This window comes from Pirellulales bacterium, assembly GCA_035546535.1.
Taxonomy (GTDB): Bacteria; Planctomycetota; Planctomycetia; order Pirellulales; family JACPPG01; genus JACPPG01.
This window is the reverse complement of sequence record DASZWQ010000069.1, coordinates 68436-86961: the sequence shown is the minus strand read 5'-3', so window position 1 is coordinate 86961 and position 18526 is coordinate 68436. Positions and strand designations below refer to the sequence as shown.

Below are 18526 nucleotides of genomic sequence, written 5' to 3'. Positions count from 1 at the left end.
TCGGCGAAGCCGTCACTGCCTCGCCGAGGGGCACTGACCGGTGGTGCTGGCTCGATCAACTCGCCTTCTTCGATATGTGCTCGCGTTTCTCTTTGCGCCGGTAACGCAGCAACCCAACCGTCGATAGACCCCCGGCCAACAGAATCAGACTGCTGGGCTCGGGCACCGGCGCCGATTGGGCTCCGCTTGCCATGCCGCTGCCGGGGCTCCGGCTTTGCAACCAATTCGACGAAATAAGGGCAATGTCCTGACTGTTGACGATCCCATCAAAGTTGACGTCGCCCGGAAGCGAATTCGAGGCCAGCCAGTTCGACGAAATGAGGGCAATGTCCTGCGAATTGACAATGCCATCCCCGTTGGCGTCGCCGGCGAGCATCGTTTGGTAGACGACCGTGCCGTTCAAGGCCGCCGTGCTTGTTCCCGTGAGATGGAATTGCAGCGACAGGTCCTGAGGTCCGCCGGCCGTGAATGCCGAGCCTAGAATCAGGTCCTGATGCGGCGCCAATGTTGACGAGCTCGTCAGATTCAGCTCGGAAAGCGCGTTGGCCGATGGCGCCACCGACTGCCAGCCCGGTGTGTTGCGGCTGGCGTAGCCAGTAAAGTTGGCAGGGTTCAGCGCGCCCCCTGCCGACTGGATGACGTAGGCATCGACATTGAAGGACGGCGATGTCTCTTGATTCAAGAGAATCAAGTGCGTGGCCTGGACGGCGTTTGTCGAAGACACGACGGTGATGGCCTGAACTTGCAAACCGCCCGCGTACACCACAGGCGCTGGGTTGACTGAAGTTTCCGTGTTGGTGCCGGTCGGCGAGGAGTAGCCCCAGTGGACGTCCTCGGTGCCGTTTGCCTTGAACGGGTCACCCAGCGTCACGCTACCGCTAGCCGGAACGGCCGTGTAAGACGTCAGGTTCAGCTCGCTCAGAGCGTTGGCCGTTGTAGGAGCGATCGTTTGCCATCCGGTCAAGCCGCGATGGGTCAGACTGTTCCAGCCCGTCGTGCTGAGCTGGCCCGATGCCGAAGTAATCTGGTAACCGTCCAGATTAACGGGCGCACCGGCGGGATTGGTGATCGAGGCCGCGCCGGAATAAGGATCGACCGTAAGCGTTAGATTCTGGGCCCGCACTTCGCCGAGCGAAGTGATCAGCGTCACACAAGCGACGCTGCAGGCCGCTATCGTTCTGTTGGTTAGCCGTAACATCAGTATCTCCTGAACGTAATCGCGTGGCGAACCGAGCAGGCGGAGATCATCGTTTAGCTCTTCGTCTTCATCGGTCGCTTCATTGGTGTTAGTCTCGCGTTCACGAAGCGGTCGCAATGTCGGGCCACTGTGCACTCATGCGCATGAGGCTCGACCAACTCTTTCACTTCTTGCGACGACCAAGCGCGAAAAGCGCCGGTAGTGCCGCTACGATTAACACCAATGTGCCCGGCTCAGGCACCGCCGTCAGGGCGTTTGCGCCCGCGCCGTTGGCGGCGATATAGTCTTGCTTGAACAAACTGAAGTCGGTGATATTCACGGTGCCGTCACCGTTAAGATCTCCATTGGCGCCCGACACGCCAGTCTGCAGCCAGTGACTCGTCAAAATCGAGTAATCGGTCAGGTTGACCTTGCCATCCTGATTGAAGTCTCCCGGCAGAATGTTGATGCCCTTGACCGAGTCGTAGTACACAGAACCGCCTGGGGTATCATTGCCGTTGGAAAACTGCGTGCCGCCAACGCTTCCAACTTTCAGCGAGTTCAGCCCGCTGACAGTCTGCCCACCCACGGTGACGCTAAAAGTTGTAGAGCCGATCGTGTAGGTAAGATCCCACTCTTGCCAGACGTTCGTCTGATATTGGAGCCCTGTCTCGATCGCGACTTGGCTCCCTCCGTTGCCATCGCCGATCACCGCCTTGACGCCGCCAGAACCATCGCTGTAGACAAACGCCGGCGATGTGAGGTAGTCAGTGCCGCTGCCGGTTGTCGTTCCCAGCATCATGAACTCCGCTCGGGCCAGGGTGTCCGTCGCGGCGGGTATATAAACCATCACGCGTTCTTCCACCGTCTGGCCCGTTGTCGTTATTGGGGCAGAGACCTTGCCGATCACGCTGCCACCTTCGTTGCTGGTATCGCGATAGAGACGCAAATAATTCGCGCCGGCGAAGCCGCCGGGATCAGGAGCGGTCGTCGAATTCGTTACCTGAGAGCTCTCGATAGTCGAATCGAGGTTCGTGATCCACGATCCAATGATGGCAGCGGGACCAGGTTTGTACGAACCGGTTGTGTCGGGCGCTGGCACGGTACTGACGGACGACACTCCCGAATAGTTGTCGTAAAAGACATACTGACCCGTCGTCAGATTCTGAATGGACTGAGCTTGGGCGGTGGCGTATATCGCCAGTAGGGCAACAAAAACAAACGAACCAACGGCTCTGTGCAAAATCACGATGTTCACCTCTTGCGATTGAATAGAAGTGACTTGACGGCCGAGCACCTCGCTCACCGAATATGCCGAATCACCGCATAAGTCAGCTTTTGGCCAGATACGAACAGGCTTGGAGCAATTCGACCGCTCGGTCATGGCGTTCTATTTCGCGCAAAAAAGGACCTCGCGACACTTGCCCAAGACAGACGCGCACCACGCTCCTCTACATGGCGCGGATGCATTCGCGCCATACCTGTTCGGCGGCGCCTGACTGGCACCGACGAAGCCGTTCCGCGTTATGTAGCCTTGAACAAGGCCACAGACCCTACTCTTCTGCGGGATGCATTCGGACGAGATATCTGCCTGTATGGGCCGAAGCACGCACTTGTCTTCGTCCAGACTTGGACTTGGCAGTTCTTCCCGCGTCGAACCAATCCCAAAAGCTACAATAATGCTATAGAGCTTCATTGTCAACGATTTGCTTGCAAAAAAGCGATAATTGCGAAAAGCAACGGAATTTCCCGGAGATTGGACATTAAGCGGCCAACCTAGCCCCGACTGTGAATTAGGCCGTTTACCCGGATGAATGACCGCGAAATGTCAGTAGAAATTGTTTTCTCTCGAGAGTTGCACGTATATATTTATCTTGTACGATACTACTCTATAGGTGTTGTTCACTAGCGTTCAGCTCTTGGCCGTTTTTTAACGGATCGCCAAACTGTTAAACGCTAGGAGCGATTCGAGACCAACCAAGGAAGGCGGCGCCATGGAAAAGTGGCTCAACACTCTTGATCTTCAGAGTGCAGAGCCTTTGGGCCGGGCCAAGCACGAACGGCTCAAAGACCATCTGATCAACGAAATGCGCGCCGGCGGTCTGATGCCAGGCCAGCTTCTCCCTTCAGAACGCCAAATGGTCGAGGCGCTTGGCGTCGCGCACATGACAATTCGTCAAGCGATGGCGTGTTTGGAGCGCGAGGGTCTCATTCGTCGAGTGCAAGGAAAAGGGACGTTCGTCGATTCTGACGTGCGAAGAAAGCTGCTGCGCGGCCAGGATATCTTCGCGCTAATCTCACCCGAGATGCGCACGGGTTTTTATCCATCGCTGATTCAAGGCTTTGAAAGCGCGGCGAGCGATGTCCGACATCAAACGATGATCTGCATCACTGGCGACGATGTAACTCGACAAAGCGACATCGTGTTGCAACTTCTGGATAAAGAAGTCGGTGGCGTCGCCATCGTGCCCACGGTCGGCCAGCCGACCCCCGCCTATCAGATACGGCAGTTGCAGAGTCGCGGAATTCCTGTTGTGTTTTGCCATCGTCGCGCCGAAGGCGTACCTGGCCCCTTGGTGTCGCTTTCCATTCCCGATATCGGACGAATGGGCGGACAGGCGCTCGTGGAACACGGCCATCGACGTGTCGCCTTTGTGTGTACGTCGAGTGCAGGGACGACGGGCCAGAAATTCAAAAACGGGCTATGTGAAGCTCTGGCTGCCGTTGGCAGTGGCATCCCTGATGAACTGATCTGTGAACCACCGCAATTAGCCGTTCAAGAAGGAATTCAGGGTACGTGGTTGCAACGTCGCGAACAGGACGTCTGGCCATCTTTGCAACGTTGGTTCTCTCGCCCCAATCCACCGACGGCCATATTTGCCTCGTTCGACCCGTGGGCTGAAATGTTGTACATGCTGCTGCCTAGGCTGGGCCTGCGCGTGCCGGAAGATGTGTCGATCATCGGATTCGGTGGAGCACTTCGTGAGGGAGCGCTCACGCAACGAATCACGTCAGTCGTCGTGGATGAGGTGGAAACGGGACGCCAAGCGGTCGCCTTCTTGAATGAGATGCGCCGCGGTGATCGCGCGATCGACGATAACACCGAGCGCGTCATGGAACTTAGTTTGAGCAACGGCGAAACGCTTGGTCCGGCCAAAGGCACCTCAGGCATTCGCAACGGAAATCATTAAGTCGGCAGTCAGTTTGATACGTCGCCACTTTAGAACGGCGATTCGGGATCGACGTTTTTCGCGAACCAATCCGTCTTGGGCAGTGGCCCTCGCCTTTCTTGTCCTGAGCGCCCTAGCGTCCACGCAGCTATGACGGTCAATCGAGGATTACGACAAGGACTTATGAAAGAGAACCCCGTCTCTGAAGTCGCGGATCGGGCGACGAATGGCCCCAGTGAACTACAAGCACGCGCACTGGAGGTGCTCCAGAATTCGCTCGCCAATCCCTCTCCCTACGTTCGCTTGCACGCGGCGGAGTCGCTCATCCTTTTTGGCTTCACCGACACGGTGCTGCCGATCTACGAACGAGCGCTTGAGCGGGACGGTGACATTCCTGGGCAGCGGATTTGCATCTGGCGCGTACTGGCCAGAGCGAAACCAACCGCTGCCGGACGAGCCCAGCACGTCGATCGGCTCTGTGCGATATGCCTTAGCCCTCACAGCCCCGATGCGGCAAGTGCAGCTGAGTCTCTCGCCAAACTGAAGTATCGCGTCGACGCTGCACATCGCTCGCAATACGAGGGCGCTATGGAACGTCTGCCTACCGCCGCGAGGCCGCACGGGCGTTGGCTGCTCGCGATGTCCGGCGACCGGCAGGATCTCGAGCGGTTGGCCGATCTCCTCGATAATCCTGATCCGAATATCCGCGGCGTTGCCGCCTATGCCCTGCGCCACCTGCGCGAAGACCTTCCGCCGAGAATCATAAAGAGAATTGCCGCTGCGGCGATTGCTGAAGCCAGCCCATCAAGCCGAAAGTACCTCGTCAGCGCCGCGTTTGTCACCGGTTCCGCGCGTGAGAATGTTTCGGCCTTCAAATCGGCCCTTCTGGATTATCTGCGCAGTGGCAGAAACGACGAGAAATACGAGTCGGCGACGGCCCTGGGAATTAATGGCACCGCCGCTGACTTGGACACGCTTGTCCAACTCTTGCACGACGCGGATGCCGACGTTCAGGTTGCGGCCTCGACGGCGGTCTTGCATATTTTGATCAGGACCGGGCAGTCCGCATTACCGGTTGCACGTCATGCCGTCGCCTGAGTTCGATGGCTCCCTCGCTCCGATTTGCAGAGGCAACGTCATTGATGAGAACGAGCAAGATCAAAGCCAAGTTGGCGCGCAATGAGCCGGCGTTGTGTACGCAATTGCACCTGACGGATCCTTCGGTGTTCGAGCTGGCGAGCCTGATGGGTTTCGACGGCCTGTGGATGGACCTGGAGCATCATGGCTACAGCGTGGAAACGGCTGGACAGCTAATGCGAGCGGCGCGTGTCGGTACATCTGACATCGTGGCACGGCCGGCCAAGGGGGAGTTTATGCGGATGGGGCGGCTTCTAGAGATGGGCGCCCAGGCGATCATGTATCCACGCTGTGACGACGCCCGAGAAGCCGCTGAAGTCGTACGCTGGTCGAAGTTCGCGCCGCTTGGCACGCGCGGCTTCGACGGCGGCAGTGCGGATGCTCTGTACACCGCCGCGGCGATGCGGGAATACCTGGAACACGCCAATCGTGAATCGTTTATCCTGATCCAATTAGAGGACCAGCGCGCCATCGAACACGCCGAGGAAATCTTGGCCACGCCCGGCGTCGATGCCTTGTTGCTCGGTCCGGCCGATTTTTCGATCCTGGGCGGCTTTCCGCTCGAGTTCGATCATCCGCAAATCAGCAAGGCGCTGGAAAAGATCGCCGCCGCCGCGCGCAACACCGGCAAGCACTGGGCCCGCACCGTCGGCACCCCCGAGCAGGCCGGACAGGCTCTCGAAATGGGGGCGCGGCTCTTGTTTCACAATGCTGACATCGTGACGATCAAACGAGGCTTGGAGAATATCCAGGCCCAATTCGCTCCGCTGGGTTTCCGCTTCGAGAATCGCCTGAAACCGGGCTCGTCGTAAACGCCCCTATCCAAGTCACGAGGCCTGGCTTGAACACGCCGCGATTGCTCATCATTGGTCTCGGATCGATTGGCGAACGACATTTACGTTGCGCGCAGCGCCTCGGGCGATTCGCAGTCACCTGCTTCGATATCAACACCACGCTGCGCGATGCGGTCGCCGTACGGTACGGCATCGCAGAGACATACGACAGTCTCGAGCAGGCGATCGCCGCGGCGCCTGCGGCGGCCGTCATTTGCGTTCCCGCGCACCTGCACGTCGCCATCGCCACGCAACTCGCAGACCGCGGAATTCATCTGCTGATCGAAAAGCCGCTAAGTACCAGCCAGGCCGGTATTGGCCAGTTGCAATCACTCGTCCAGCAGCGCCGCATTGTGGCAGGCGTTGGATATGTGATTCGCGCGAATCCCACTCTTACCGCCATGCGCGAGGTCATTCTTGAAGGAAGATTCGGCCGGCCGGTGGAGCTCGTCGCCATGGCCGGTCAGGATTTCCCCTTTTATCGGCCTGCCTACCGTGACACCTACTATCGCGATCGGGCGACCGGCGGGGGCGCGATTCAAGATGCTCTCACGCACCTGGTCAATGCGGGCGAATGGCTTGTGGGGCCGATCGATCGAGTGGCGGCCGATGCACGGCACGCGGTCGTCCCCGGCGTCGACGTCGAGGATACGGTACACGTGCTTGCGCGCCACGGCGAAATCACGGCTTGCTATAGTCTGAATCAGTACCAGGCGCCCAACGAGTTTACGATCACCGTGGTCTGCCAGCGCGGCACGCTGCGCTTCGAGTTGCACGAGAACCGCTGGCGGTGGATGGTCGAGCCCGGCAACACCTGGCACGACGAGGCCGGCGCGCCGATCGAACGCGACGACTTATTTGCCACACAACTGCATACCTTCTGCGACGCGATCGAGCGGCGCAGTCCGCTCCTTTGCACCTTGGACGAGGGAGCGCAGACGTTGCGAGTTAACCTGGCCATCCTCAAATCCCTGGAAACCGCCGGTTGGGTATCCACCGCGGCGAGTTGATCGCGAGGCCCGATGACTGCTGAGCCAAGTATTCAATCGCTGTTCGACTTGACAGGCCGCACGGCCCTCGTCACTGGCGGAACGGGACACTTAGGCGGAGCGCTGACCCGCGCGCTGGCCGAAGCCGGCGCGAGCGTCGTCGTCACCAGCCGCGAAGCGGATCGCGCGGCAGCCGCCGCTGGCCAATTGCCGTTCCGCGGCGGGGCACGGCATCACGGCATGCCGCTCGATCATCAAGCGGTCGACCGCCTGGCCGACGATTTTGCAGCGATCGCCGCCCGGTGTGGCCCTATCGATGTGTTAGTAAACAACGGGCATGAGCCCGTTAAGGCGGATTTGACGACCTGCACAGGCGAAGAGTTCACTCGGCAACTGGCGAATGCGACTGGCTATTTCCTGTTGGCCCGCATGGTGCGCGATCAGGCGGTTGCGCGTGGCGCGCCGGCCAGCGTCATCATGCTCGGCTCGATGTATGGATTGGTCGCCTCTTACCCCGACGCTTATGCACCCGGCGCAGCAAGTCCGGTCGCGTATCACGCGCTCAAAGGGGGCATTTTGCAAATGACCCGGCACCTGGCTGTCTACTGGGCACGTGACCGAGTACGCGTAAATGCGCTTAGCCCCGGTCCTTTTCCAGCTCCTGCCGTACCGCAGGAACTCAAAGCACGGCTCGCCGAAAAATCACCCATGCGACGCATGGGTGAGGCACACGAACTCAAGGGAGCCGTGGTGTTTCTCGCCACCGACGCCAGCAGCTACGTCACGGGGCACAACCTCATCATCGATGGCGGCTGGACCGCCTGGTGAGAGTGTGAATCAACCGGCAGCCAGTGCACACGATGGGTTGATCATCTCCTTGCCGGATCATACCTCCTTGCCGAACCGGCCGGCAACCCGCATAACGGTGGTTCAGTTTTCCACCACACGCGCCTTGCTCGGGCCAACCGCACTGGCACCCGCAATGACTTCCTTCATTTCCTCGTTTCCAGAGATCCAGTGGCTTGCGCTACCGAATCCACAATCGGCCGGACTCTTGGCGATGGAGCGCGGCCGTGCCGCGGGTCTCATCGAGCGCCGCCGGCTGTCGAACGCCGAGTATCATTTCATCCTCCCGGACATCGTGGATGGCGAGGCCGCGAGAAGCTGTCGCTGCGTGCGATTGCAGTCGGCTCGACGGCATGAAGCGGAGAACGATCCAGGGCAAGCCCTGGACGGCCGGCACGGTGTACAAGGTGATGCGGCGCGCCGAGGCGTAGCCCTTAACGCTTATCGGCTCTGACCGACCGCATTGGGGACGGCCACGGGTTTGGAGTCATCAGGCAAAGAAGAAATCGACGAAGCTTCCAAACGAACTCGATGCGGAGTTTGCTCAACATGCCCAACTATGTCTTCCGACATGGCGATGAGTGAGACAGGCTGAGCAGCCGGAATGTCTAGAAAGACCTCCCACTCCGCGAAAGCACCTCGCGTCGAACGTGCAGGGCGGTCATTCACGGTCACCCGTTTGATGTCACTGGTGTCAGCTACCGAACCTCTAACCTGTACGAGATTCCCGTCGCGCACGGCGCTTGTAATGATCGTCACTGGTGGCATTTCATCGCGAAAACTGGATACGCCTCCCATGCGATTCGCTCGCCGTGGCGTGGGGCCTTCCGTCGCGTTGTCGTTGGTGTACTCGTTCTCGTCAGGAAAGCCCATACTGAGGGGATTGTGAATGTCGTTGACTCGCATCTCTTTGGAAGTCAAACGGCGAAATCCGGACCGATCCATGATCGAACGCCAAATGGCGACGTCCGAACGGAACGTATCGAGGCCATCGACAAAAACACCTGTCGTTCCCAGATGCAGTGACCAGTTAGCTTCCCAGCATTTGAAGTCGCGTATCCAGAACGGCTTACCTGGTTCGGGCATTGCCTCGGCCGCTTCTCGTGCAAGCGTCTGGTTCTGATTCGGGAAATCTAGGCCGCCGCCCACCGGCCGCGTGACGCCTCGCAGGTTCATGCAGAAGAACTTCATAGTGTGCGCTTCATTGTCCTCGAAGCGAACGAACGGCAGAATCCGAGTATCTTGATCCTTGACGGTCCCGTCGGGCTGGCGAATGGGACGAATCGGATCGTAAGTGTCCGTCTTCTTGCAATCGAATCGGTAACCGTATTCGGCACATTCGACAGCCACATTCCGAGTGATCTGGTTCTGGCAATTCGACCACCAGAAACCTGCTCCACGATTAAGATCGAATGGTGCCACTTGGTCCCTCTGCGTTTTTCCGGGCAGCACCAACGCGGCGAGGTTATGGTCGAGGATGTTGTTGACCTCGGTTCCATCTTCGAGGAAGTAGCCGTGGCCGACACTCTTAAAACCGACACAGTCGCGGACCACCAACGAATCCGTTCCGTGAATCGTGATCCAACGGTTGTGACTATTCCAAATTGACGCACCAATTACCGAACTACCACGCATCGTATCGCCGCACAGATGGAAGTGGATGCTGTAGCGGCCCAACTCGTCGCGTTTGCCCAGGTGACGAAATTCTGCGTACGAGATTGATCCCGCCGATCCCCGATGGTACATCGTATGCCCGCGAACCCCATCAGGATCGGCGGATTCGATTACGACATTGCGAGTCAGGTTCGCCACTTCGGCTTGATGCTCGTCATCGGCGAAATGAGCGTACGTTAGCGGTCGATCGAGGGAAATCGCATAGCCTCCCGTGAAATCGCGCCCCGATGACGCAGGTCGGAATGCACCATTCCCGCGATTTCCCCCTTCGCCTCGTCCACGTCCACCATTTCGCTCGCCGCCAGCGGCGATAGTCCTCAATTCGGTTTCGGCACCGGCCAGGAAGTCGGCCCCTTGGCGGTCGCGCTGCCGATGCGTGCTTGTCACAATGATATTATCTCCCTCTTTCCAACCCTCAACGCTCTCGGCCAAAGCCAAGGTAGTGGCTCCAGGCTCTACCCCTCGCTTCAATTTGACCCAGGTCCGAGGCATAGGCGTGCCGTGCAACTCCATCCGCCCACCACAACACACAAGCGCAGGGCAAGAAACTTTGTCCATTCCCTCGAGATACCGCAAACGAATCACCGCCGTGAATTGCGCGGGGTGGGGTGCCCCTGGTCGGCCGATAAATAGCGCCGGCCGAGATTTACCTTCGGAAATCTCTTCCATCACTGCGTGGCAATCGAACCCTTCCTCCGTGGGTTCTTCGCTAGCCGTGATCGTGATCAATCCCGCGTCTAGTACAGTATTCCGATCGCGCGCGAACTCCAACTCGCCAGCAATTTGCACGACGCGAATGGTTTCGCGAGGCTCATTGACGTCGTAGGTAACATGATGACCTGCGCGAATGACAACTACGTCTCCACTCATTGGCGCGCGACCGATTTCCCATGTTTCCTTGTCGGACCATGTACCCGACTGCTTCGAGCGGACAACAGGTGGCTCAGCCGCCTTGGCGGTAGCGAAACTGATCGCGAGTAAAGCCGAGATAATCAGTATGCGACGAACGGGACTTAGTGGCATCGAAATCTGTCTCCCACAAGGATTATCAGCGTTTCAAATTGCTTGGGCGGGGATGGCGTTCTCGCCCTCATGGATCGCGACTCGCGGTACGGGCGTTTTCGGCACGGAATTGCTATTTTGAAAGCAGTAGTCAGGCTGATTTTTGCCATTCAAGGTATTTTGATTGGTTCCAGAATGTTGTCCTGTTCATGGATCCGCACTCGCCAGTTGGACTTTGCCGCGACGGCATACCGCCCCTGAAGCCGGTCCTTTACGACAATACTTTCGTCGTCATCTGCTTTTTTCGCCACTGGCCATTCGAGAGTCAGGACATATTCACCGGCCGGCGCGCCATCACCCGCTGAGTATGTGCTCACTTTGAAGCCTCCATTCTCATCAGTAATGGCCGACGGTAGAAATTTCGGGCTCGCCACGTCGGGAAAGGGATTTAGAACAATACGCACTCCCGATGCAGGCTTTCCCTTCACGACTACCTGACCGCGCGTGGGGAACGCCTCTGGACCAATGGGAGCCGCTGCCCGCTGGCAACCGGCCAACATTAGCGCAAGCAGCCCTAATACGAGGGGTCGCCATGATAAAATCTGCGGTACACTCATGCGACTAATTGCCCAGCGCAGACTGCTCGCCGTCGTCTCGCAAGCAGATCTGGCCAAAAACACGGCCACTCAGTGAGGTATTGATGAATCTCACCGAACCATCGCAAAAGAGCATGTTCGCTCCCGATGGATGAAACGCGTAGATTCCCTGGTTGTTATCGCAATTTATCGTGCAGGTGAGCGCATCACCGGCAGTCTTATTGGTGTTTGAATTCAATGTTGCGTCGGCGCTGTAAATATACCAGGCGCAGGAAGTCTGGCCCGCCCACATTCCGCGTGAACCGGACGACTGATCCGTCGCTTGCAGTGAGCCGAGGATGTAGTGTTGAGGGCGCCCCGCTTGTTCCGCCAGCAGCATGGTGTTGGAAGTTCCGTCGCTGATTTTCGAGAGGGGAGAGTTTGAATTGTCGACGGTTGGATTATGTTGGTTCGCGTTATCGGGCGCAACGTATAGGTTGCTTGCGAAGCCCACCCCATATCCGGTCGTGGGCATAAAGAAGCCATTCGATTGTTCGTAGTCCGACACCGCTCCACTGACCGTGTAGGTTATCCCACCGTCGGTCCCGTATCGCAAGGATGGCTGAGTTGCTGCGCTGGACAGAGGAATGACCCGCTCTGTTGTCGGAGTCGAGGGACAGATGAAGACCGGCAGGTTTGTCGCGACAAGAGTCGCATTTATCGGATCGAAGCAGTCATACCGCAGATCGTAGCTTGCTGAAATATTCGACTGCTCCAAGTATGGCAGCAAAAATGTTCCCCATCCACCATGCGGGCGCGCCGGTCCCATGAGGTCTGAAATGCCGGTGTTTGTCGCATTGTGGTTGTAGATTGTTCTGCGTGGAGAAAGCCCACCCTGCGCGTTCTCAAAACCCAGGGAGGCAAGTCCCAGTTGCTTGAGGTTGTTCAGGCACTGAGCACGGCGCGCGGCTTCACGTGCCGCCTGCACCGCCGGCAATAAAAGTGCGATCAAGATTCCAATGATCGCAATCACGACAAGAAGTTCCACCAAGGTAAATCCAAGCGCGTGGCCATTGCTGCGACCACTGTCACCTAAGCGGATTCGGATCCCCTTCGCGTTCCTCGAAACCCGGGCTTCTGGATGCTGCCTGGTCAGCATAATGGCTCCTGCATTTCGATGCTTTTGTAGGCCGGTGAAACCCAGCAAATTGAATGCCGATAGACCTGGCTAGCGCGGACTATTGGACATCACGAGCGATGAAGTGCAATGCGCCCGATGGAACGGCTAAAGATTCGCCACGCATGGCGATGAACTGCCCAGGCTTTGACCGATTAGCGTCGTTCGCGAAGCTTCGGTGTCTCCGGTACAACCGCCGGGACATCACCGGCAATGCGGCTGAGGAGCCCGCTGTTCCCCGATGCGGGTCGTCGACGATAGCCGCGACCAGCTCGCCTATCCCGGCACGGCCGCCTGATACGTGCGATAGCGGTCGCCGAGATAGAAAAGGAGCCGGGCGTCCTTCAGACAGCTACCAATAAAGACGTAGGTAGTCCACACACCCGTTAAGACGGCATGATCGGCCGTCATCGTGGGCGTGAACCAGATCAGGCCCAGGAAACTCAAATAGACGGGATGGCGCAACCACAGGTAGGCGCCGCGCGGCTCAAAGGCTCGTGGCGGCTGCGGGCGGCCGCGCAGCCAATGCCACCATGGCGTCCAGCCCGTTTGATAGCCAAGCCCCGTCAAGTGCAGACTGTAAAACAGCGCCACCCAGGAACCTAAGAACGCCGCTGTCACGAGACCTTGGCCGAGCCCCGTCGCGCGCCAAAGAACGGTCGAGTGCGGCTGCCACGCGACAAAAATCAGCCATAAGCTTGCGCACGTCACTACGCAGTAAAAGCAACCATAAAACGGCGCGGGAATCGCGCGGGTCAGCCGTCGCCGCACCGCGGGGAGCAATAAGACGCTGTGCGGGAGCGCAAATTGAAGCGCCAGGAAACCGTCGATCCCCAGGCTGCCGCGCGCCGGAGCAACTTCGGCGTCCCCCTTCAGAAAAAAATATAAATACCACACGGTTGCCGCGAATAAACCGTGCGTGGCCAGGCCGAAAAATATCCCTGCTGCTCGTCGCATCCATGCGATCTCGTCGTTTAGGGCCGCTCGGCGATGAAGCATCCGTACTGCATCGCGCCGGTCTGATAAGCCTGTAGAATCGCTTCGAACCGATCCAGAAACATCACCTGGTTCCGATCAACGGCCCGCGCCAGCCAACGGACGCCCGTTCTTCGTACACGATCCCGACAGATTTCCCAGGTGCGCGTCACGGCCGAGGTCCAGTCGAGGAAGCGGCAGTGGGTCAGGCCGGCTGCGGTGAACCAGCGCTGATAATCTTCTACTGTTCCCAGCGAGGGACAGAAGAATCCTTCGCACACGCGATGCACGCGCAGTGCCGCCTCGCGGTTCTCGGTGTTGGCGGCCAGCCATGCGCAGATGGCCACGCGTCCGCCGGGCCGCAGCCATGTCGAGGCGCGACGGAAGAAGCGAGACTTATTGAATAAGTGCTCGGTGCATTCGATGCTCCACACCACATCGAACGAACTCGGCGGAAACGCAACTTGCTCGGCATCGTCGCACAAAAACCGGGCCTGACGCGCCACGCCATGCCAGCCCGCGGCGCATTGCGCCCAGCGCCTTTGCACGGCACTAATCGTGACCCCCGTTACCTGGCAGTCGAGTTTCGAAGCCAGATGGATCGACGACGAGCCCATCCCGCAGCCGACGTCCAAAACGCGCTCGCCGTCACGAATCCCAGCCTCGCGGGCCAGCGTCTCAGTCAATTGCTGCTGAGCGACAGACGCCGATTCGTCGCCGGACCACAGGCCATGGTGAATGTGACGGCCCCACAGGAGGCGATAGAACAGCGTGGAAAGATTGTAGTGCGTGCGAATGTCTCGCTGGCGGACGGTCGGGCAAACAATCATGGGGCGAAATCCTTTCTCGAACGAAATTCCTTAGCGAAGAAGAGCCGCCTCGATCGCCAACCCCGGCCCAAACGCCAGAACCACACATGGCTGCGGCGCATCGCGGCGCTGCATACGATCGAGAATGAAAAGTATCGTCGGCGACGACATGTTGCCGAACTCGGAGAGCACGGCACGTGAATCGGCCAAGGCATCTTCGGCGATTCCAATGGCGCTTGCGCAGGCTTCCAAGATGCGCGGGCCGCCGGGGTGGATCGCCCAGGAGCCGATTTTGTCGATCGACAGATCGTGCTCCGCCAGCCACGCCGTGAGCCAGGGGCGCAGCCGCTTGTCGAGCGTTTGCGGCACTTGCGCCGAGAGAGTCATTTGAAAACCATGGTCGCCGATCCGCCAGCTCATCAGCTCGGCAGTTCCTGGAATCACGGCCGAGCGCTGATCAACCACCTGCCACGCGCCGTCGTTGGTGGCACCGCGACGTACGACCACCGCCGCCGCGCCGTCGGCGAACAGGGCATTGGCCACGATCTGCTCGGGGTCCCAATCGTATTGGTGGTGCAGGCTGCACAACTCCAGAGCACACACCAAGGCGCAGGCCTCGGCATCGGCCTGGGCAAAAGCGCGGGCAACGCGCAACCCATTCAGCGCCCCATGGCAACCCATGAAACCGACGTGCGTGCGCGTCGTGTCGGCGGGCAGGGGCAGGCTATCGAACAATGACAAGTCGAAACCGGGCGCGAAAAAGCCGCTGCACGAAACGGTCACCAGATGCGTAATTTCAGCTGCTGCAACATCAGCGCTCTCGAGGGCCGCACGAGCCGCATCGGCGGCCAGCGGCGCCGCGTGAACCTGATACGCAACCATGCGCTCGGCGGTGGTCGGTCCCAGAGCCGTATGCTTGTAGAAGCTCTGTTCGGCCGGGCGACCATTGGTGTCAGATTCGAGCACGACGCTGTGACGCGTGTGTACGCCGGCGCGACGATAGAGCGCCTTCACAAGCCGCTGCTGCACCTGCGTTTGACAGCAGATTCGAGCCGCCTGCTCGGCGGCGTCTTCCTGTTCGATCTGATGCTCCGGCACGGCGGTGCCCAGCCCGGTAATCATGACACTCATAAGGCACCTGTTTCCCACGAGACATCTGCCCCATGAATGCGCCGCACGATCGGACGGGCCGCTGCAGGTACTTTCTGCAAGGCCGCGAGCGCCAAATGCACCAGGCGTGGCCGCCGTAACACTTCGGAAACGATGCGGCATGCGACTTGACCACGGGCCATTTCCCATCGCTGGCCGCGCTCCCAGGCCTGCACGCGTGGTGCTTCCCAACTGTTCAGCAACTGCATGGCAATCGGCGCCAAGGCCGCGGCTGACCGCATGGCCCAGCCCATCCCTTCGCCCGTGAATGGCTCGACGTATCCAGCCGCATCGCCGAGCAAAATGACGCGTTCGTGCGCCAGCCGTCGGCTGTGACGCGTCAACGGCAACGTGCCGCGACACATGGCCCCCCCCGCATCCCAGAGAGGCGGCAGGCAAGAGTTGCGCAGAATATGATTCACAAAATGGGCCGGGCTGGCAGCGGCTCGCAACGCGGCCGAATCGACGGCCGCGGCGACATTCAAGCGGCCATCGGCCGTTCGCACCAGGCCGACGTAGCCCCCTTCGGCCACGGCCATGTGAATGGTGCCCACGCCGTACACGTCGCGCGGCCCCTCCATCGATAATGCCAAGCCGAGGCGCGCGGCTTCCTTTGTACAATTCTGGAAAGCATCCATGTGCCGGACGCTGGGATGCCCTAACCCATCGGCGGCAATGACCAATCGGGCGTGCGCGCGATGCATCTCGCGATCGCGCTGCGTGAGCGCGACCGTACGGCAGGCGGCCCCCGGCGGATCACCAGCTGCGACCGTGGCAGTCGTCTCGGGCAAAAAAGCAGCGCCAGCCTCAATGGCGGCGCGCGCCAAGGCCGCATCGAACGGCGCCCGCTGGATGGCCACGCCGCCCGGCAGCTCCAGGGTTACTGATCGTTGCCGCGAATGGATCATGAGCTGTCTGGTCGGCGCAGCTTGCGCAGCGCCAAGCACCTGTTCCAGTTGCAAAGATTTCAACGCGGCCAAAGCCAGACCGTTAAGGCACCCACCGCAGACTTTGGCACGTGGGAACGCCTGCCGCTCGACCAACAGCGTAGCGGCTCCCCGCCGCGCCAACTCTCGGGCAACGATCGAACCCGCCGGACCGGCGCCGATGACGATCGCTTCCCAGCTCTGTGCGGCAGCACCGGTCGCAGAGATAGTCGCGGCGACGTTCAACGCTTCCTCCACGCGAGCAGCCAACGCTGCGGCCAATGGTGCGAGATCAGCGCACCGGTTAAACCGCTTCGCGCGGCCAGCGCCCCAATTTCGTCGATGGCAAAGGCCGCTTCGACGGAGCGGGGACCATCGACGTGGACGATCGGCGAGCGACTCAACAGCCGGCAACCGACCCATGCCAGGCCGTAGCCCAGCCAGCTGCGATGCAAATCGCAGACCAACACCGCACGGCCGGCAGCCGCGGCCATGCGGCGCAATAAGTCGCAGGCCTGCTGCTCCTGGAGATGGTGCAGGAATAAGGATGTCGTAATCACGTCGTAGCCGGCGGGGAGTGGATCGACGAGTACATTCAAAGGAAAGAAGCGCGACTGGTTCGCGCCTGATTGATCGACGCGCCGACGGGCCACTTCAAGGGCGCACTCGCTGACATCGCAACCGTCGACGTGTACTTCACGGCCGGCCCGGACAGCGTGGCGGACAAGCGAAGCGGCGTTATCCCCGCCACCGCAGGCAATATCGAGAACTCGCAATGGCCGCGGCGCTACTTCCCTAGCCAACTGCTCGATTTCGGGCCATAAGATCGCTGCACTGCGGCTGACCAGGTTGATCCGACGTAAACCGTCGAGCGCAGCAACGTGCATCAACGGGTCCAGGTCCGGCTGATCCATCAGCTCGGGCTGTACGCGGCGCTCGGTGATCATCGCGAGGTCCCCGCAGCACTTGCCATCCACAGATCGCCCCAAATCGTCAAGCTGTCGGCAACGCCAATCGCGCCGAAGGCCTTGCTGTATGGCGTGATGCCGTAATCCGACTGCAAGATGCTAAAGCTGCCATGCAGGCGGACGTGTCCCGATGGGGCAGAGGATTCGGCCAGAATGCGAACCGGGCGCGTCGTTCCGTGCAGCGTGAAATCACCGTCCAGCTGATACTTCGGCGATCCTCCGGGACGGTCGGCCGGGAGCTGTTGAATCGTATTGACGCGAAAGGTGGCCGTGGGAAAACGGCGCGCATCGAGTACGTCCGGCCCCAACATATTGGCATTCACTTGCCGTTGCGTGTCGGCGTCCGTGGCACCAGCAAGGCCGACGTATTGCCGGGCCGCAGGCGTATCGGCTTGAAACGAGGCAATATCGAAGATGATCTGTCCTGCGTTGGTTGTTGCCCCCAGGTTCAAGAATCCCGATTTGAGACGACCTTCTACGCCGTGCTCATGGCCGAGCCCGGTTTTGCCCACCTTAATAAATACGCGGCAGGCGCTGGTATCGATTTGTCCAGGGCTAAAGGTCTGCTGAACGCGCGCCGCGCTTTGTTGAGCGTTCAAAGGAAGTACACCGCCGCTGAGCAACACCAAGGCCACCGCCGCTAGCGGCACATGCCACGAGCGTAAAGCCATTGCGTATCCTCCTTGACAAAGGCCGACCACGCTCTCCGTCGGGGCATAAGCTGGGGAGCGGAATCTTACGAACTATATCCGTAGTAATAAACCCCGATTTCTGGGCTCGATGGAGAACGCGCATTCTCCCGCGGGGATTCTCATCAGAACCGGTGCGCACGCTGGCGCCCCCGGCCGCTCAGCTAGCAGGTCGTCACAACCGTCGAATGTGTATTTCAAATCCAATGTGAACCGCGTGGCGGGTAAGCAATGCGGCGTTGTCCCCGCCACCGCAGGCAACATCCAACACACGCAAATCAGCGCGGCGAGACTTCCTTCGCCAAGCCCTTCGCTACCGATTGGTCAGGGAACTCGTAGCCGGTCAAATTGTTGACGTGCTCACACATCGCCGAGTGCTCAAAATAAGGCGAGAATCGCCGCAAAAGAGCCAGTCACCATATCCCGGCCA

At 59.6% G+C, this 18526-nt stretch carries 17 protein-coding genes; 6 read left to right on the top strand and 11 right to left on the bottom strand.

The window, feature by feature from the left end:
* Positions 1–55: 55 nt before the first annotated feature.
* Together VHD36_09595 and VHD36_09590 are read right to left on the bottom strand one after the other, a co-directional pair.
* Positions 56–1150 (bottom strand): dockerin type I domain-containing protein, encoded by a 1095-nt coding sequence (locus VHD36_09595; protein HVU87565.1) that lies wholly within the window; start codon positions 1148–1150, stop codon positions 56–58.
* A gap of 211 nt (positions 1151–1361) precedes the next feature.
* Positions 1362–2561, bottom strand: coding sequence for a dockerin type I repeat-containing protein (locus VHD36_09590; GenBank protein HVU87564.1), 1200 nt, complete (start codon positions 2559–2561; stop codon positions 1362–1364).
* 610 nt (positions 2562–3171) lie between these two features.
* Here VHD36_09590 and VHD36_09585 point away from each other — a divergent pair.
* The 6 genes from VHD36_09585 to VHD36_09560 all read left to right on the top strand — a co-directional run bounded on the left by VHD36_09585 (position 3172) and on the right by VHD36_09560 (position 8583).
* Complete coding sequence (locus VHD36_09585; GenBank protein ID HVU87563.1) at positions 3172–4368, top strand: GntR family transcriptional regulator; 1197 nt, start codon at positions 3172–3174, stop codon at positions 4366–4368.
* A 162-nt stretch (positions 4369–4530) separates the two neighbouring features.
* Positions 4531–5445: a hypothetical protein gene (locus VHD36_09580; GenBank protein ID HVU87562.1), complete on the top strand. Its 915-nt coding sequence runs from the start codon at positions 4531–4533 to the stop codon at positions 5443–5445.
* A gap of 44 nt (positions 5446–5489) precedes the next feature.
* Positions 5490–6296 carry an aldolase/citrate lyase family protein gene (locus VHD36_09575; GenBank protein HVU87561.1) on the top strand — a complete coding sequence of 269 codons (807 nt, stop codon included), beginning with the start codon at positions 5490–5492 and terminating at the stop codon, positions 6294–6296.
* Positions 6297–6325: 29 nt separating this feature from the next.
* Complete coding sequence (locus VHD36_09570; GenBank protein ID HVU87560.1) at positions 6326–7327, top strand: Gfo/Idh/MocA family oxidoreductase; 1002 nt, start codon at positions 6326–6328, stop codon at positions 7325–7327.
* 12 nt (positions 7328–7339) lie between these two features.
* A complete protein-coding gene (locus tag VHD36_09565; GenBank protein ID HVU87559.1) occupies positions 7340–8134 on the top strand; it encodes an SDR family oxidoreductase in 795 nt (264 codons plus the stop codon).
* A gap of 317 nt (positions 8135–8451) precedes the next feature.
* Positions 8452–8583 (top strand): hypothetical protein, encoded by a 132-nt coding sequence (locus VHD36_09560; GenBank protein ID HVU87558.1) that lies wholly within the window; start codon positions 8452–8454, stop codon positions 8581–8583.
* 10 nt (positions 8584–8593) lie between these two features.
* Here VHD36_09560 and VHD36_09555 read toward each other — a convergent pair whose 3' ends face one another.
* The 9 genes from VHD36_09555 to VHD36_09515 form a co-directional block, all read right to left on the bottom strand.
* Positions 8594–10849 carry a G8 domain-containing protein gene (locus VHD36_09555; GenBank protein HVU87557.1) on the bottom strand — a complete coding sequence of 752 codons (2256 nt, stop codon included), beginning with the start codon at positions 10847–10849 and terminating at the stop codon, positions 8594–8596.
* A 149-nt stretch (positions 10850–10998) separates the two neighbouring features.
* Positions 10999–11445, bottom strand: a complete 447-nt coding sequence (locus VHD36_09550; GenBank protein ID HVU87556.1) for a hypothetical protein — start codon at positions 11443–11445, stop codon at positions 10999–11001.
* A 4-nt stretch (positions 11446–11449) separates the two neighbouring features.
* A complete protein-coding gene (locus VHD36_09545; GenBank protein HVU87555.1) occupies positions 11450–12562 on the bottom strand; it encodes a DUF1559 domain-containing protein in 1113 nt (370 codons plus the stop codon).
* A gap of 294 nt (positions 12563–12856) precedes the next feature.
* Complete coding sequence (locus tag VHD36_09540; protein ID HVU87554.1) at positions 12857–13537, bottom strand: hypothetical protein; 681 nt, start codon at positions 13535–13537, stop codon at positions 12857–12859.
* 17 nt (positions 13538–13554) lie between these two features.
* Positions 13555–14385: a class I SAM-dependent methyltransferase gene (locus VHD36_09535; GenBank protein HVU87553.1), complete on the bottom strand. Its 831-nt coding sequence runs from the start codon at positions 14383–14385 to the stop codon at positions 13555–13557.
* 30 nt (positions 14386–14415) lie between these two features.
* Complete coding sequence (locus VHD36_09530) at positions 14416–15495, bottom strand: type III polyketide synthase (protein HVU87552.1); 1080 nt, start codon at positions 15493–15495, stop codon at positions 14416–14418.
* Complete coding sequence (locus tag VHD36_09525; protein ID HVU87551.1) at positions 15492–16685, bottom strand: NAD(P)/FAD-dependent oxidoreductase; 1194 nt, start codon at positions 16683–16685, stop codon at positions 15492–15494. Before VHD36_09525 ends, VHD36_09530 begins: the two co-directional genes overlap by 4 nt.
* The gene (locus tag VHD36_09520; GenBank protein HVU87550.1) at positions 16682–17386 is read right to left on the bottom strand and encodes a methyltransferase domain-containing protein; all 705 of its coding nucleotides are present in this window, start codon (positions 17384–17386) and stop codon (positions 16682–16684) included. Before VHD36_09520 ends, VHD36_09525 begins: the two co-directional genes overlap by 4 nt.
* The gene (locus tag VHD36_09515; GenBank protein ID HVU87549.1) at positions 17383–18078 is read right to left on the bottom strand and encodes a YceI family protein; all 696 of its coding nucleotides are present in this window, start codon (positions 18076–18078) and stop codon (positions 17383–17385) included. The genes VHD36_09520 and VHD36_09515 overlap by 4 nt, the downstream gene beginning before the upstream one ends.
* Positions 18079–18526 lie beyond the last annotated feature (448 nt).

Excerpts from the sequence above, each read along its gene's own strand:
- VHD36_09520 (HVU87550.1), bottom strand. The coding sequence starts at position 17,386 with ATGATCACCGAGCGCCGCGTACAGCCCGAGCTGATGGATCAGCCGGAC.
- VHD36_09580 (HVU87562.1), top strand. The coding sequence starts at position 4,531 with ATGAAAGAGAACCCCGTCTCTGAAGTCGCGGATCGGGCGACGAATGGC.
- VHD36_09515 (HVU87549.1), bottom strand. The coding sequence starts at position 18,078 with ATGGCTTTACGCTCGTGGCATGTGCCGCTAGCGGCGGTGGCCTTGGTG.
- VHD36_09575 (HVU87561.1), top strand. The coding sequence starts at position 5,490 with ATGAGAACGAGCAAGATCAAAGCCAAGTTGGCGCGCAATGAGCCGGCG.
- VHD36_09555 (HVU87557.1), bottom strand. The coding sequence starts at position 10,849 with ATGCCACTAAGTCCCGTTCGTCGCATACTGATTATCTCGGCTTTACTC.
- VHD36_09530 (HVU87552.1), bottom strand. The coding sequence starts at position 15,495 with ATGAGTGTCATGATTACCGGGCTGGGCACCGCCGTGCCGGAGCATCAG.
- VHD36_09550 (HVU87556.1), bottom strand. The coding sequence starts at position 11,445 with ATGAGTGTACCGCAGATTTTATCATGGCGACCCCTCGTATTAGGGCTG.
- VHD36_09590 (HVU87564.1), bottom strand. The coding sequence starts at position 2,561 with ATGACCGAGCGGTCGAATTGCTCCAAGCCTGTTCGTATCTGGCCAAAA.
- VHD36_09535 (HVU87553.1), bottom strand. The coding sequence starts at position 14,385 with ATGATTGTTTGCCCGACCGTCCGCCAGCGAGACATTCGCACGCACTAC.
- VHD36_09565 (HVU87559.1), top strand. The coding sequence starts at position 7,340 with ATGACTGCTGAGCCAAGTATTCAATCGCTGTTCGACTTGACAGGCCGC.
- VHD36_09560 (HVU87558.1), top strand. The coding sequence starts at position 8,452 with ATGGCGAGGCCGCGAGAAGCTGTCGCTGCGTGCGATTGCAGTCGGCTC.
- VHD36_09540 (HVU87554.1), bottom strand. The coding sequence starts at position 13,537 with ATGCGACGAGCAGCAGGGATATTTTTCGGCCTGGCCACGCACGGTTTA.
- VHD36_09585 (HVU87563.1), top strand. The coding sequence starts at position 3,172 with ATGGAAAAGTGGCTCAACACTCTTGATCTTCAGAGTGCAGAGCCTTTG.
- VHD36_09545 (HVU87555.1), bottom strand. The coding sequence starts at position 12,562 with ATGCTGACCAGGCAGCATCCAGAAGCCCGGGTTTCGAGGAACGCGAAG.